Genomic DNA, 14632 nt, shown 5'->3' on the forward strand with positions numbered 1-14632 from the left:
TCCTCTGCTCCGTGCAGCAAGCTGCAATCTATGAACTACAAGCTAAAGATTTTCCTTTAGCGGCCATTCATCACATCGCGTACTGCTTCACAATTTGTCCATCTTTCATAACAAAGCCCACTTTTTCCATAAGGCTCATATCATCTAGTGGGTTGCCGGGCACTGCGACGATATCTGCCAGCTTACCTTTTTCCAAACTTCCAAGGGTAGCTTCTTGTTTCAGTAAGCGGGCAGGGTTTATAGTAGCAGCTTGAATAGCCTGAATGGGGGTCATACCGAACTTCACCATCCGGGCAAACTGCTTAGGATTATCACCGTGAGGGTAAACCCCGGCATCGGAACCAAATACCATATTTACACCAGCTTTAACTGCCTTCTCAAAGTTTTCGCGCTGAGTTTTACCAACAATACGCTCTTTATTCAGGCTTTCTTCTAGAATACCGGCTTTCTCTCCTTCACCCAGAATATATTCAGTTACGTAAATATCCATAGAGAAGTAAGTACCGTTCTTTTTCGCTAAATCTATCGCTTCGTCATCAAGCAAACTTACGTGTTCTACTGAATCTACACCCGCTTTAATGGCTGCTTTAATGCCATTAGTGCCATGAGCATGAGTCGCTACTGTCAAACCACGCAAATGGGCCTCATCAATGAGGGCTTTCATTTCTTCGAATGTGTATTGCTGTGCACCTACCTTTGTGCCTTTAGACAAAACGCCACCTGTAGCGCAGAATTTGATCACGGTAGCGCCGTACTTAATATTTCGACGTACTTTTTTGCGTACTTCCCACGGGCCATCGGCTACACCTTCGCTATAATTGTCATACTCATAGGGCAAAAGATTGCTGTCACAATGGCCGCCAGTTACGCCTAGGCTTGGCCCAGCTACAAACATGCGCGGTCCCACTACGTCGCCCGCGTTGATGGCATCTCTTAACGCAACATCAGCAAAACCAGGTGCACCCACATTACGCACAGTGGTAAAACCTGCATCTAACGTTGCTTTAGCGTGTTTAACGCCAGTAATAGCCGCGCGGGGCAGTGATACTTCTAAACGCTTGTACCCGTGTCGAGTTGCATCACTGGTTAAGTGTACGTGCATATCCATTAACCCAGGCATTAGCGTGGCATTGCCTAAATCAATACGTGTTGCTTCGTTTGGAACTGTCAGGTCTTTAAGACGACCAGATGCAGTAATTATATTGTCGTTTACAATAACAGCCGCCTGTTTGACGACTTTCCCGTTAGCAACGTCTATCATGCGATCTGCAGTAATAACCGTTGTCTCTGCCAAAACAGCAGTAGAGCAAACAATGGCAGTGATTGAAAAGGTGAGTAGTTTTTTTGAAAAAAGAGAAACCCAGTTCACAAGTATTTCCTTAATTAGCACACATTGAACTTTGCAAAAACAAGCTCAGCATGTCCTACATCGAGTTAGTATTATTATTGAATGACTATTGTGTCGGTACCTTTAACTTGTACAGATCATCTCTGTCTTCGTCTAAGAAGCAACGCACTAACAAATAGCAAAATAACTATAAACCAAACACCTAGCTCTTGAAGATGGTAATACGGTGTAAACCCTCTGGTTGCGACAACTGGCGCCGAAATATTACCTGCCATGAATTGAGGTAGCCGAGCAGTTATTTCGCCTCTGTGGTCTATAAAAGCCGTAATGCCATTATTTGTCGCTCTAACGACAGGGCGGCCTAACTCAAGGGCGCGCATTTGCGCTATCTGCAAATGCTGAGCAGGCCCATGTGAGTGACCAAACCACGCATCATTACTCACGGTTATGATCATGTCGGTATTTTCATATACATTTGCCATCACTTGATGAGGAAACGCAATTTCAAAACAGATAGCGGGGGCTAGGTGAATGCCGTTAGCTTCAAGGTTTGCCTGTTGATAGTCACCTCGAGAGAATGATGACATAGGTAAATCGAATAGGGGAGCGAGCGGGCGAAGCCAGTCTTCAAAAGGTACGAATTCGCCTACGGGCAATAGATGATGTTTCGAAAATCGGTTGTTGTGGAAATATTGATAGTCGGGATAAGCGGCATCTGGCGTACGTTTACCTAGCACAATTAGGTTGTTCCACGCTTCATCAGTTTCCCAGTTGTAATTAACAATACCCGTAATAAGTGCCGTGTTCTCTTGAAAGGCTCTTTCGTTAACTTTAGCAAGATAAGGTTGGGCTAATGGTTCTAACTTAGGAACCGCGGCTTCAGGCCAAATGATGAGGTCGTTATCCCATAAGCTTTCAGTTAATTTCCAATAGGTGTCCATGGTTGGACCATCTTGCTCTGGCACCCATCGCAGACTTTGCGCGATGTTGCCTTGAGCCATGCCTACTGAGTAGTTTTTTTGGGGGGCAACCCAAGTATGTTGTTTAAGAAGGTAGCCACTGGTAAATAAGCACAGTGCCACTAGCACTGCGTTGGCGAAAGTTCGCTTATTGTGTATCAACGCAAATAGCGTAGCGCTGATAACGATAAGCGCGCTTATTCCCGTTTCTCCGATGATTGGCGCAAAGCCTGAAAGAGGGCTCTCTAGTTGACTATACCCTAAAGATAACCATGGAAAGCCGGTTAGCATCCAGCTTCGTAACCACTCAGCCGCAACCCAGAAAAGAGGTAACGTCATTGGCCACAATTGAGGAGAGAAGAACTTGGCGGTTAACTTGGTGGCAAGCGCAGGATAAAGCGATAAGTAGCCACATAGTAACGCCATAATGCCAATAGATGCCGCAATAGGAAGCCCGCCAAAGTCGGCAATGCTCACATGAACCCAGCTTATACCCGCTCCAAACCATCCCGCACCGAAAAGCCATCCGGCTAAAAATGGGCGATGTTTGAGCTTTATCACCTGACGTATAGCAAGTGCAAGCGCAGGAATAGTTAAAAGCCACATGTTAAAGGGAGCAAAAGCAAGGGTTAAGCTTGCACCACTTAGTAAAAGAAGAAGGTGGGGAGTAAACCGTTTCAGCATAGGAGTCATCTGATCGTGGTTAATAGAGTTGTTACGTCAACATAGGGTGAGCACGCATAAAATCATGCTGCCCTATGCTGAAACAGGCGTAGTTTGCGTTACTTCACTATTCGAGCGAAGGCACTGAAACCTTAAGTTGGATAAGTCGGCGCTTATCAGAGTTAGTCACTTTAAATTGAATGTCGCCAATGGTGATTTCGTCATTGGTTTCAGGCATATGACCAAACGCTTTCAGCACAATACCGCCAATAGTGTCGGCTTCTTCTTCGCTAAACTTGGTTTCAAAAAACTCGTTAAAATCGTCAACCGGCGTTAAGGCTTTAACAGAGTATGTTGATTTATTTAACGGGCGAATATCATCGGTACCATCTTCTTCCGTATCGTATTCGTCTTCAATTTCACCCACGATAATTTCAAGGATATCTTCAATCGTGACTAGACCAGACACACCGCCATATTCATCTACAACAATGGCCATGTGGTAGCGTTGCTGACGGAACTCTTTAAGCAGAACGTCCACGCGTTTACTTTCTGGAACAATAACCGCTGGGCGCAGAATATCGCGAAGGTTAAATTCTTTTTCCGCGTTAAAAGCAAAAGCCAAAAGATCTTTTGCTAACAGGATACCTTCGATGTGGTCTTTATCTTCGCTGATAACAGGGAAACGGGAGTGAGCAGATTCAAGCATTACAGGTAAAAACTCTTCTACCTTTTGCTCTACATCGATGGTGGTCATTTGAGCGCGAGGGATCATGATATCCCTTACTCGCATTTCATTTACCCCAATAACCCCTTCAATCATTTCGCGGGTTTGTGGGTCTATGATTTCGTTCTGTTCAGCATCAGTAATAACCGATACTAACTCTTCTTTACTTCTCGGCTCGCCAGAAATTGAATTTTTTAGTTTATCTAACCAACTCTTGCCTGATGAGCCGTTGGTAGAGTGAGGATTATCGTCGCTCATAATGTCCGTTTAATTGTTAGTTCAACGCCAACGTTAAAATGGTTCTCGCTGGTCGTCAATGTTTTATTGTTATTAAGTGTTAAAGTACTTAACTAACAATGGTTTATATTGAATTGTTAATCAATAGATTCGTAAGGATTAGCAATGCCAAGGTGCGCAAGAATATCAATTTCCTTGCTTTCCATTTCTTCAGCTTCCGCATCATCAATATGGTCGTAACCCATTAAATGCAATAGCCCGTGAACAGTCATGTGCGCGTAGTGGTTGCTTACGTCTTTATGCTGTTCTTCGGCTTCTCGACTAATAACGGGGGCACAAATAACCAGGTCGCCTAAAAGGTTTATTTCTATACCTGGAGGCGCTTCAAACGGAAAAGATAAAACATTTGTGGGTTTATCTTTTCCTCGGTATTCATGGTTAAGGCTTTGACTTTCGGCTTCGTCAGTAAAGCGAATGGTCACTTCTTGCTCAGCTAACCCTTCGTACTTGAGCACGGCGTTAGCCCAAAGCTCAAGTTCCGAAGGTGAGGGAATGGCCGACAAAATGGCCTCGTCACCTTCAAACGCTTGCTGTACATCAATAATGGCGCTCACGATGCGTTGTCGTCTTTCGTTTGCGTGGCATTATCGTCTTGGGAAGCCTGTTCACGTTGAAGTCGCAACGCTTCTTCTTTACGTGCTTTGCGAAGACGCTCTTGTTCAGCATCGTGCACTTCATAGGCTCTAACGATACGCGCAACCACAGGGTGACGAACCACGTCTTCAGCGTTAAAGAAGTTAAATGAAATGTCATCCACTTCACTTAACACTTCAATAGCATGACGAAGACCTGATTTTGCACCGCGAGGTAAGTCTACCTGCGTGATGTCACCGGTGATCACCGCTTTTGAATTGAAGCCAATACGGGTTAAGAACATTTTCATTTGCTCTACCGTGGTGTTTTGACTTTCATCCAAAATAATAAAGGCATCGTTCAGTGTTCGACCACGCATATAGGCCAGCGGTGCAACCTCAATCACGTTGCGCTCCATAAGCTTTTCTACTTTCTCGAAGCCCAACATTTCAAATAGGGCGTCGTAAAGCGGACGAAGGTACGGGTCAACTTTTTGTGAAAGGTCGCCGGGTAAGAAACCGAGCTTTTCACCCGCTTCTACCGCCGGGCGGGTAAGCAAGATGCGGCGAATTTCTTGTCGCTCAAGCGCGTCCACAGCAGCAGCGACGGCTAGGTAGGTTTTACCCGTACCAGCAGGTCCAATACCAAAAGTAATATCGTGGTTTACAATGTTCGCCACATATTGCGCTTGGTTAGGGTTACGCGGCTTAATCACACCGCGCTTGGTCTTAATATTCACTTCTTTGCCGTAGCCGCCTGTTGCGTCTTTTTCAATAACACGGGCTTCTTGAATGGCAAGATGAACTTGTTCCGCTTCTAGCTCGGGAATACGGCCTTTGATAGGCTGTGTTTCTATGTAAAGAAGCTTAAGTAATTCGCTAGCACTTTTTATTTGCTGCGGTTCACCCAACACCTTGAATGCGTTATTGCGGTAGGTAATCTCTACGCCTAACCTGCGCTCAATTTGTTTAATGTTGTCATCAAAGGGGCCACATAAACTCGACAAACGTTTGCTATCTGCCGGTTCTAATTCAAATTCGTTACTAACCAATGTACTCAAGCTACTTTTTTCCTCGCTATAAATGTATTTAGGCTGGGTTAAATTGACCCACGCCAAGCTCATCGGGCAAATCTGCCTGATGCTTTGCCATGATAGATTGGGGCGAAACGGCAACACGCAAGCCCATTTCGCTCTCTCTGCGCACAACTTCACCACGTAATGAGTTAGTGAATACGTCAGTGATGTTTACATCAACGAATTCGCCAATCATGTCTGGTGTGCCTTCGAAGTTCACTACACGGTTATTTTCAGTACGTCCCGAAAGCTCCATTGGGTTTTTCTTCGACGGACCTTCAACCAAGATTCGCTGCTCTGTGCCAACCATGTGACGAGCAATACGAAGGGCCTGTTGCGTAATACGCTGCTGTAGTAGGTGAAGACGTTGCTTCTTAGTTTCTTCACTTACGTCATCTACTGCGTCGGCAGCAGGCGTACCCGGGCGAGCACTGTAAATAAAGCTGAAGCTAAGGTCGTAATCGACTGCCTGAATCAAATCCATGGTGGCTTCAAAGTCGGCATCTGTTTCACCTGGGAAACCAATAATGAAGTCACTCGACAAACTAATGTTCGGGCGAATTTTCTTCAGCTTACGCATTTTAGACTTGTATTCGATTGCTGTATGGCCACGCTTCATCAAGTTCAATATACGGTCAGAGCCGCTTTGAACAGGCAAGTGTAGGTGGTCTACTAACTCCGGAATAGACGCGTATGCTTCTATAATGTCATCAGTAAATTCAACCGGGTGTGAGGTGGTGTAACGAATTCTGTCGATACCGTCTATGGCCGCTACCAATTCAAGCAGCTCAGAGAAACGACAAATTGTACCGTCGTAATTTTCACCGCGATACGCGTTAACGTTTTGACCTAGAAGATTTACTTCACGCACGCCTTGACCTGCAAGCTGAGCGATTTCAAGCAACACGTCGTCAACAGGACGGCTTACTTCTTCACCGCGGGTGTAAGGCACAACACAAAATGTGCAGTATTTTGAACAGCCTTCCATGATTGAAACGAACGCCGTTGGACCTTCAGCACGTGGCTCAGGCAAACGGTCAAATTTTTCAATTTCTGGGAAGCTAACGTCAATGACTGACTTTGCGCCGCCCTGAAGCTGATTGATCATTTCAGGCAAGCGGTGCAGTGTTTGTGGACCAAATACTAAGTCTACGAAAGGCGCGCGTTGACGAATAGTATCGCCCTCTTGAGAGGCTACACAGCCGCCCACACCGATAATAAGTTCAGGTTTATCTTGCTTAAGTGTTTTCCAACGTCCCAGCTGGTGGAACACCTTTTCCTGTGCTTTTTCACGAATTGAGCATGTGTTAAGCAAAATAACATCGGCTTCTTCAGCACTTTCTGCAGCACTGTAGCCATGCGTTGAGTCTAGTAAGTCTGCCATTTTCTCCGAGTCGTACTCGTTCATTTGGCAGCCCCAGGTTTTGATATACAGCTTTTTAGTCATAACAACTATTCGATAACCTGTTAGTGTTCCTGTAAGTGAGAGCAGTTTCACCGTTGTTTAGAAAAGGTGGCTGCTAGAATGTTGTTTTACGTGAGGCGCTTAAATCACCACGTAAAAAACACTGATAATGTCAGTTACAGGAAGATGTTCAAAATAGCCGCATATTTTACCTGTTATGCAAGCATATTCCCAGTATCTTGAGACGATTCGTTAAGAATTGATCTAGGGCAAGCCAGTTCTACGTTTTACTTCACAGCGCTTTGTGTTTTAAGACATAATGCAAGTGCGTGTTTTAAGGAGAGTAAATGGTCGATTTTTGTATAAATGGCGGCGGTATGGTAGGTGCTGCACTTGCGTTGGGACTTGCTCAGCAGCAGTTTAAGGTAGCAGTGATAGAGCCGTATCTACCAGCACCTTTTAACGCTGAGAAGGGGCCTGACTTAAGGGTTTCAGCCATCAGCGAAGCATCGGTAACGCTGTTAAAAGCCCTTGGCGCTTGGGAACACATAGCCGCCATGCGTGTTAAACCTTACACAGGCCTAAGCGTGTGGGACGACCCAGCCCATCGAACAGATTTTACCGCACATAGTATTGACATGCCCCAACTAGGCTTTTTTGTGGAAAACCGATTGTTGCAGCTAGGATGCCACCACGCATTAAAGCAGTTTGACAATGTTGAGCTCATTACCGGACAAACGGTGCAAGATATTCAATTAACGAATACGGCTAAGGTCAGCCTTTCGAATGGCAGAACCATTGAAGCGAGCTGGCTTGTTGGTGCAGATGGCGCAAACTCTCAGGTGAGAAAGGCGGCGGGCATTGGCACTACAGGTTGGCAATATGCGCAGCAGGCGATGGGGATCACTATAAAGATGGAGAACGCCGTTGAACCTGTAACCTGGCAGCAGTTTACATCGAGCGGCCCTAAAGCCTTTTTACCTATGTTTGATAACTTCGCTTCGCTGGTTTGGTATGACTCGCCTGACGAACTCAAACGGATTAAAAGTTTAAAAGCGAACCAACTTGAAAGTGAAATTCTTAAAACGTTTCCAGACGAATTAACCAGAAATGGCAATAGCTTTTCAGTTATTGATAAAGCGATTTTTCCACTCACGCGTGCTCATGCCAATCACTATGTGAAAGGCTGTTGTGCGTTAGTTGGTGATGCAGCACACACTATTAATCCGCTTGCCGGACAGGGTGTTAATTTAGGTTTTAAAGATGTAGAAACCTTTCTTTCTGTGTGTGCTGAATTCAAGCCATTCGGTAGCGACAACGCATTGTCGCTAACCGATAAAGTATTTTCTCAAAGGCTTATCAGCAATTATGAAAAGCCACGAAAGCGAGATAATTTGGTGATGATGACGGCAATGGATGGGTTTTATACCTTGTTTAGCAATGACGTTGCCCCCATAAAATGGATAAGAAACCAGCTTCTTTCTGTGGCGCAGCGCATAGAGCCTGCTAAACAAGAAGTGCTCAAATATGCGATAGGGTTACGATAATGGAAGTGTTAATTTTACTGGCGGTGTTATTTGGTGCGCTAGCATTGATTATACCGCTAATAGAACGCTCTAAAATGCGAATCAGTAATGAGGATGCTGCGAAATGGGCAAAGTGGATTTGGCCCTTAATGGGGATTTTACTTATCGCCCAGTTGTTGCGGTTACTGTTCTCTTAGCTGCTGCTTAGGTTTAAAAAGTCACAAAATCTAGCCACTTGCCGAACTCAAATCAATTCACTTTTTCAAAGGTTCAAAGGAATGACCGTACAATTTTCGCAAGGGTTCTCCAATCAATGTCCGTGGGTTAATCTAAAAGGCTATAGCCTTTATTATATTTGGCAAGGGCATCCAGCAGACGTAGGCGAAAAACACTTTTATCAGTTGAAGAGTAAACCTGACCCTGAAAAGGTTGAGGTGATGTCTGCCTGCTGGGATGGCTATGCAGGCAGTTACCAGTTAAGTGCTGAAGGAAGCCTTATTCTCACTCGGTTTCATTACTTCCTCCCCAACGGATTGGGGGAGTCCGATGCCTTACTTGAGGAGTTACACGGCGACTTTTACTTAGAATTTAGAACCCACTTTGAAGGCGATCAGCTATATGTACCGTTTGCTGATGGTAAAGTGACTGTTGACCAGGAACAGTGGGTTGAGGTAAAGCGAGCCTACGTTAATCTGAAAACGGACAAAAATGGTTTTTCCACTTGGTTTAATCGGTTCATTCCGAGCCGCTTAGTTAAGTAAACCAGGGCTCATCCAACTGGTTTCACGGCAATTTTCATGAAATGCACTGCGTCAGTTTTTGTAAGCCTTCATCTACATTAATGTGTTTGTTGTGGCCATTGTCCTTTCAAATCAATAATGACTTTGTCTATCATCTTAATAGTTGTTTGATTATCGTCTTGCAGTAAGGCAAACGCTCGTAAGCCAACGAACTGATTTTGAAGCCACTCTGCGGCTGTTGACGTTGGCGTATGTTCAGGCAGCTCACCTTTTTCGATACAGGCTTCAATAATATTTCTAAAACCAGCCTTGAGGGTTTGCATGCTCTCAAGTACAGCTTTTTTGGCAATATCGCCAATGAGTTCTAATTCTGCAATAGACTTAACCAGCAAGCACTGGCGCATGTAGCGTTGCTCGTCGGGGCCAGTTAATGCTGTTTCAAAAAAATGGTAAAGAGCATCTAAAGGTGATTGAGCTTCTGTGACTTGCTTTAAACGTTTTGCACTGTTGTCTGCATAATGCTTAACAACAAGTTTGAATAAACCTTCTTTGCTTTGAAAACGCGCATAAATACTACCGGGGCGCATATCCAATGCCTGCTGAATATCACGCATGCCAGCCGCCTGAAAGCCTCGTTGCCAAAAAAGCGTAGTGGCTTTTTCTATAATCTCATCGTGGTCATATTTCATCGCTGCATACCTTATACGTGAATATTTTGAACATATGTTCAATTATCGCTTGAACGAGCGTTCAAGTAAACCTATTATTATTGGCATACGAGTTGTGAGTAGCGCAAAGCGTTGCTTGCAGTTTTTGATCACATCAATAGGAGAGTGACATGAGCGATTTTACTTTACACACGAAAGAGAGTGCGCCAGAAGCAGCGAAGCCTTTACTTGATAATTCGCAAGCAGCATTTGGAATGATTCCAAATCTACATGCAGTAATGGCAGAAGCGCCGACTTTGCTTGAAGGCTATCAAGTGCTGCATAAACTAGCGCAAGAAACATCGTTCAATGCAGAAGAGTTAACGGTGGTTTGGCAGGCTGTGAATGTAGAGCACGCGTGTCATTACTGCGTTCCAGCGCATACGGGTATTGCTAAGAGTATGAAAGTGCGCGATGACCTAATTGAAGAGTTGCGAAACGATGAAACACTGTCTGACAGCAAATTGAATACGCTTAAAGAAACTGTGCTAGCTGTAACTCGCGGGCGAGGTAATGTTGATAATGCGCAGCTTGACGCATTTTACAGTGCTGGATACAAGCATCAGCAATTGTTAGAAATCATACTTATATTGGCGCAAAAAGTGATGAGTAATTATACCAATCATTTGGCCGATACGCCTGTAGACGAACCTTTCAAAAAATTTGATTGGTCGCCTAAATAATCATTTGATAGCTCTTTTAAAACGGAAGCAAGGCTTCCGTTTTTTGTTTCTGGTTCAAACGCTTGCGAGCAATCTCGCAAAAGCTGAATAGCAGTAGGCTACACAGTGTGTAGATAAAAAGCGCAAACAGCATTTTTCTATTCCTATTCAAAATACGACTATTAAGACGCTAAGGGCAGCTGCGGGCTTAATTCTTCTACGGTTTCCATTGCAACTAACTCTTCGTATCCCTTTTCCTGCAACAGTGTTTTCAAATCGTCGCAATTACTGCATTTATTTTGTTTCGCGATAGCCACTGCTTCGATGAAACACGATAGGTGAGTTATAGATTGTGCTTGTGTCATGGTCTACTTCACTTTTAATTTTACGTAAGTTCGTTGTTTCCATTTTTATTGGGATTACTTTGGCTTAGCCTGAAGTCACTAATGTGACGCTAGCATTATGCTTTTATGAAAAATAAGGGTGAAAAGTTCAAAATACCTTGAAATGTATATACATAGGCTATACATTTTGTGTTCGAATAATGTGGTAGTACTTGCAGATTCTCATTGAACGACATACTGCACGTATTGGTATTTGCAAGGATTTAAGGTGTCTGAAAAAAACAATAAAAAGAAGAAAAAGAATAGTCAGATGATTATTCGAATCAACGACGAAGAGCGTGCTCAGTTTATCGCGTTATGTGAAGACCTAGACACTTCTGCTGCTCGTGAAGTTAGACACTTTATTCGAGAATTTATTGCCAAACACGGCGATCAATAGCGGCTTTGCTAAACGTTATGTGAGTGAAGCGAACACTACAAATAAAGATAAGGATTTACATTATGGCTAAGAAAAAAGAGTTAAAAAAAGCGATTAAAGCAACTAAGGCGAAAATTTCTAAGCAAGAAGGAAAGCTTAAAAAGCTTAAGAAGAAGCTTAAAAAAGCATAAGCGCCTATTTGGCACTCATTAGTGCAAATTTAGTATGAAAAGCGCTCTGAACGGAGCGCTTTTTTTGTTTCATGTACTCTAGTCCAAATTACCTTTTGTGAAGGGGGCACCTTCCTACCGCCTCTTACCACCAGTGCAATAGATGATTCCGTCGCTTCATCTTCAAAATTCCGCCTGTCGTCGATATTAAGGATTTATTACAACTTTAGTATTGTGCGAGCGAATCTTTTTGTGATTTACTCAGCCTTCAAGCACCGCGTGCTTTTCATCTCTAATAATAATAAGTCTGATCAGACAATCTGGCGTTTAGCAGTACCCCAACAACAGAAAGAAGATATTGTATTTCAACGCGTTTTTAATTCACGAAATACAAAACTACACACTTCGAAAAGTAAAATTTAAAAGAATTCAGGAACAACACAATGCAACAGGCAAAATTTAACGCTTCTGCTTTCAAGCTTTCCCTCATTGCTTCTGCAATTGCAGGAATGGCTTTTTCTTCTTCGTCAGTGCTTGCACAGGAGCAAGCTTCTGTTGATGAGCAAGATGTTGAGCAAATCCAAATTGTAGGTTCACGTCGCGTTGGTCGCACCATCAATGACTCCCCTGTACCTATCGACATTATCGATGCTTCATCTATAGAAGCAACGGGGCTCACTGAAACCAACATGATCTTAAACCAGTTACTGCCCAGCTTTAACTTCCCTCAGCCATCTATTACTGATGGCACCGACCACGTACGACCAGCGCAGCTGCGTGGTTTAGCACCAGACCACACGCTGGTATTAGTTAATGGTAAGCGTCGTCACACCTCTGCGCTTCTTAATTTAAATGGTTCGGTGGGGCGTGGCTCTTCAGCGGTAGATTTAAACGCTATCCCGGCTAATGCGATTAAGCGTATTGAGGTGTTGCGTGACGGTGCTGCGGCTCAGTACGGCTCAGACGCCATTGCCGGTGTTATTAATATTGTTTTGAAAGATGCTGCCGAAGGCGGTGAAGTGTCGGCAACGTATGGTGCCAACGTTACAACAATGGACGGTGTGCCTAACCTTGAAGGTGTGAGTGTTGGTGCTGACGGTAATTTAGCATTCGCTGAAGGAAGCGACAGAGACGTAACCGATGGACAAACCTTTACCCTTCGCGGCAACGTAGGTTTCGAATGGGGAGATGACGGCTTTGTTAACGTATCAGGTGAATACCGCGACCGTGGACAGGCGAACCGTTCTGACTACGACCAGCGAGAAAACTATGCGCGAGACGCGGACGGCAACTTAGACCCTCGTGAGCTTACGGTCAACCGCTACAATCACGTTTACGGAAATGGTGAGGTAGAAGACTACGCCTTGTTCATAAACGCGGGCAAAGCCCTTACTGATAGCGTTGAGTTTTATACTACCGCAGGCTACAGCACTCGTGATTCGGTAGGCGGAGGCTTTTACCGTCGTGCTCAAGATTCACGAAACGTAGTTGAAATTTATCCAGACGGATTCCTACCTTCTATTCAAACTGACATAACCGATATGTCGCTGCTTGCTGGTATTAAGGGCTATGGCGATGTGTGGAATTACGACTTGTCCGTAACACATGGTGGTAATGAGCTTGAGTATGGTGTTATCAACACCCTAAACACGTCTTTAGGTCCAACGAGTCAAACTGAGTTTGACGCGGGTACGCTAGAATACAACACCACAATTGTGAATGCTGACGCGTCGCGTTTGGTAGATACCGGGTATTTCTACAGCGAAATGAACTTCGCTATGGGCGCAGAATATCGTCATGAGAGCTATGAAATAACCGCAGGTGAAGAAGGGTCTTACATACAAGGTTCGTTTGGACCTGGCGGCGTGGTGACTGACCCGGTAGACGGCCCGTTTGGTGCTGCTGGTTCGCAAGTATTCCCTGGCTTTACACCAGAATCTGCAGGTGAAAACAGCCGTCATAACTATAGCTTTTATGTGGATGTAGAAGCTGACGTTGTAGAAAACTGGAACGTAGCGGTGGCAGGGCGCTATGAAGATTATTCTGACTTCGGCAGCACGTTTAATTGGAAAATGTCTCACCGTGTAACCCTGAGTGATGCATTTGCACTTCGAGCGTCAGTATCAACCGGCTTTAGAGCACCATCGCTACAACAGCAATTCTTCACTTCAATCGCGACGGTATTTGTTGATGGCGAGCCAACAGAGACAGGCACATTTGCGCCGTCAAGTGATGTTGCGCAAGCGCTGGGCAGCCCAGGTCTTGATGCAGAAGAATCGAATAACTACAGTGCAGGTTTTACCTACTCGCCAACTGCTGATTTCAACCTGACAGTAGACTTTTATCGCATTGATATCGACGATCGTATCGTGCTGTCTAACAACCTATCAGGTGAGGGTATAGAAGCACTACTTGCGGGTACGGGAGCTAATCAGGCTCGATTCTTCTTAAATGCGATAGATTCGCGTACGGAAGGTGTTGATATCGTTTCTACCTATACGCTTAATACGTCAGATTATGGTGCGTTTAACTTTAACGCAGGTGCTAACTTTAACGATAACGAGGTAACAAATGTTATCGATGCACCTGATGTGTTGCAAAATGCAGGCTTCGACCAGGCTAACTTGTTCGATGATGTTGAACTACGTCGCTTCGAAACGGCTTCGCCTGACAGCAAACTTAACTTAGGTGTTACGTGGAATTATGACCGCTACACAACAACCTTACGCACTACTCGTTATGGTGAAGTGGAAGACCCATCGTCAGTTGAAGCACGCAATGAAATCATTCCATCAGAGTGGATCACAGACCTAGACGTTCGCATTGCGTTAACGGAAGGACTTACCGTTTCTGTTGGTGCTAACAATTTGTTTGATGTGTACCCAGAAACAACCCGTGAACTTGTGGATGATGTAACCACGTTCTCGCGCTTATTCCCGTATTCAGGCTTTTCGCCTTACGGTTTTACAGGCCGTTTTGTTTACGGAAAAGTCTCGTATAGCTTTTAATTAGCATCGG

At 44.5% G+C, this 14632-nt stretch carries 14 protein-coding genes; 6 read left to right on the plus strand and 8 right to left on the minus strand.

All coding sequences use genetic code 11. The annotated features are described in order from the left end of the window. Positions 1 to 70: 70 nt before the first annotated feature. The 6 genes from MASE_RS06705 to miaB form a co-directional block, all read right to left on the minus strand. Complete coding sequence (locus MASE_RS06705) at positions 71 to 1369, minus strand: Xaa-Pro dipeptidase (RefSeq protein ID WP_014948989.1); 1299 nt, start codon at positions 1367 to 1369, stop codon at positions 71 to 73. A 116-nt stretch (positions 1370 to 1485) separates the two neighbouring features. Then, a complete protein-coding gene (gene lnt, locus MASE_RS06710; protein ID WP_014948990.1) occupies positions 1486 to 2991 on the minus strand; it encodes an apolipoprotein N-acyltransferase in 1506 nt (501 codons plus the stop codon). Positions 2992 to 3097: 106 nt separating this feature from the next. Further along, complete coding sequence (gene corC / locus MASE_RS06715; protein ID WP_014948991.1) at positions 3098 to 3955, minus strand: CNNM family magnesium/cobalt transport protein CorC; 858 nt, start codon at positions 3953 to 3955, stop codon at positions 3098 to 3100. 116 nt (positions 3956 to 4071) lie between these two features. Beyond that, positions 4072 to 4548 (minus strand): rRNA maturation RNase YbeY, encoded by a 477-nt coding sequence (gene ybeY / locus MASE_RS06720; RefSeq protein ID WP_014948992.1) that lies wholly within the window; start codon positions 4546 to 4548, stop codon positions 4072 to 4074. Continuing rightward, the gene (locus MASE_RS06725) at positions 4545 to 5627 is read right to left on the minus strand and encodes a PhoH family protein (RefSeq protein WP_039216249.1); all 1083 of its coding nucleotides are present in this window, start codon (positions 5625 to 5627) and stop codon (positions 4545 to 4547) included. The genes ybeY and MASE_RS06725 overlap by 4 nt, the downstream gene beginning before the upstream one ends. Before the next feature lie 28 nt (positions 5628 to 5655). Further along, complete coding sequence (miaB, locus tag MASE_RS06730; RefSeq protein WP_014948994.1) at positions 5656 to 7089, minus strand: tRNA (N6-isopentenyl adenosine(37)-C2)-methylthiotransferase MiaB; 1434 nt, start codon at positions 7087 to 7089, stop codon at positions 5656 to 5658. Positions 7090 to 7394: 305 nt separating this feature from the next. On the opposite strand from miaB, the gene MASE_RS06735 reads away from it, so the two are divergent. From MASE_RS06735 to MASE_RS06740, 3 genes are all read left to right on the plus strand, one after another. Beyond that, the gene (locus tag MASE_RS06735) at positions 7395 to 8594 is read left to right on the plus strand and encodes an FAD-dependent monooxygenase (protein WP_014948995.1); all 1200 of its coding nucleotides are present in this window, start codon (positions 7395 to 7397) and stop codon (positions 8592 to 8594) included. Beyond that, a complete protein-coding gene (locus MASE_RS20050) occupies positions 8594 to 8770 on the plus strand; it encodes a hypothetical protein (RefSeq protein ID WP_014948996.1) in 177 nt (58 codons plus the stop codon). Before MASE_RS06735 ends, MASE_RS20050 begins: the two co-directional genes overlap by 1 nt. Before the next feature lie 81 nt (positions 8771 to 8851). Continuing rightward, positions 8852 to 9334, plus strand: coding sequence for a hypothetical protein (locus tag MASE_RS06740; protein ID WP_014948997.1), 483 nt, complete (start codon positions 8852 to 8854; stop codon positions 9332 to 9334). Between the two features lie 77 nt (positions 9335 to 9411). Here MASE_RS06740 and MASE_RS06745 read toward each other — a convergent pair whose 3' ends face one another. Beyond that, on the minus strand, positions 9412 to 10002 hold the full coding sequence (locus MASE_RS06745) for a TetR/AcrR family transcriptional regulator (protein WP_014948998.1): 591 nt from the start codon (positions 10000 to 10002) through the stop codon (positions 9412 to 9414). A gap of 149 nt (positions 10003 to 10151) precedes the next feature. Here MASE_RS06745 and MASE_RS06750 point away from each other — a divergent pair, with 149 nt between their 5' ends. Further along, entirely contained in the window at positions 10152 to 10703 is a 552-nt protein-coding gene (locus tag MASE_RS06750) for a carboxymuconolactone decarboxylase family protein (RefSeq protein WP_014948999.1), read from the plus strand. 161 nt (positions 10704 to 10864) lie between these two features. On the opposite strand, the gene MASE_RS06755 is transcribed toward MASE_RS06750, so the two are convergent. Continuing rightward, positions 10865 to 11047, minus strand: coding sequence for a hypothetical protein (locus MASE_RS06755; RefSeq protein ID WP_014949000.1), 183 nt, complete (start codon positions 11045 to 11047; stop codon positions 10865 to 10867). 247 nt (positions 11048 to 11294) lie between these two features. Between MASE_RS06755 and MASE_RS20055 the strand changes: the two genes are divergently transcribed. Further along, positions 11295 to 11465, plus strand: coding sequence for a hypothetical protein (locus MASE_RS20055; protein ID WP_014949001.1), 171 nt, complete (start codon positions 11295 to 11297; stop codon positions 11463 to 11465). 592 nt (positions 11466 to 12057) lie between these two features. Then, positions 12058 to 14622, plus strand: a complete 2565-nt coding sequence (locus MASE_RS06770) for a TonB-dependent receptor plug domain-containing protein (RefSeq protein WP_014949003.1) — start codon at positions 12058 to 12060, stop codon at positions 14620 to 14622. Positions 14623 to 14632: the final 10 nt, after the last annotated feature.

This window comes from Alteromonas macleodii ATCC 27126, assembly GCF_000172635.2.
Taxonomy (GTDB): Bacteria; Pseudomonadota; Gammaproteobacteria; order Enterobacterales; family Alteromonadaceae; genus Alteromonas; species Alteromonas macleodii.

Bases quoted from the DNA above. Each gene is read 5' to 3' on its own strand.
- MASE_RS06750 (WP_014948999.1), top strand. From the start codon at position 10,152: ATGAGCGATTTTACTTTACACACGAAAGAGAGTGCGCCAGAAGCAGCG.
- MASE_RS20050 (WP_014948996.1), top strand. From the start codon at position 8,594: ATGGAAGTGTTAATTTTACTGGCGGTGTTATTTGGTGCGCTAGCATTG.
- MASE_RS06740 (WP_014948997.1), top strand. From the start codon at position 8,852: ATGACCGTACAATTTTCGCAAGGGTTCTCCAATCAATGTCCGTGGGTT.
- MASE_RS06745 (WP_014948998.1), bottom strand. From the start codon at position 10,002: ATGAAATATGACCACGATGAGATTATAGAAAAAGCCACTACGCTTTTT.
- MASE_RS06755 (WP_014949000.1), bottom strand. From the start codon at position 11,047: ATGACACAAGCACAATCTATAACTCACCTATCGTGTTTCATCGAAGCA.
- miaB (WP_014948994.1), bottom strand. From the start codon at position 7,089: ATGACTAAAAAGCTGTATATCAAAACCTGGGGCTGCCAAATGAACGAG.
- MASE_RS06770 (WP_014949003.1), top strand. From the start codon at position 12,058: ATGCAACAGGCAAAATTTAACGCTTCTGCTTTCAAGCTTTCCCTCATT.
- MASE_RS06735 (WP_014948995.1), top strand. From the start codon at position 7,395: ATGGTCGATTTTTGTATAAATGGCGGCGGTATGGTAGGTGCTGCACTT.
- corC (WP_014948991.1), bottom strand. From the start codon at position 3,955: ATGAGCGACGATAATCCTCACTCTACCAACGGCTCATCAGGCAAGAGT.
- lnt (WP_014948990.1), bottom strand. From the start codon at position 2,991: ATGCTGAAACGGTTTACTCCCCACCTTCTTCTTTTACTAAGTGGTGCA.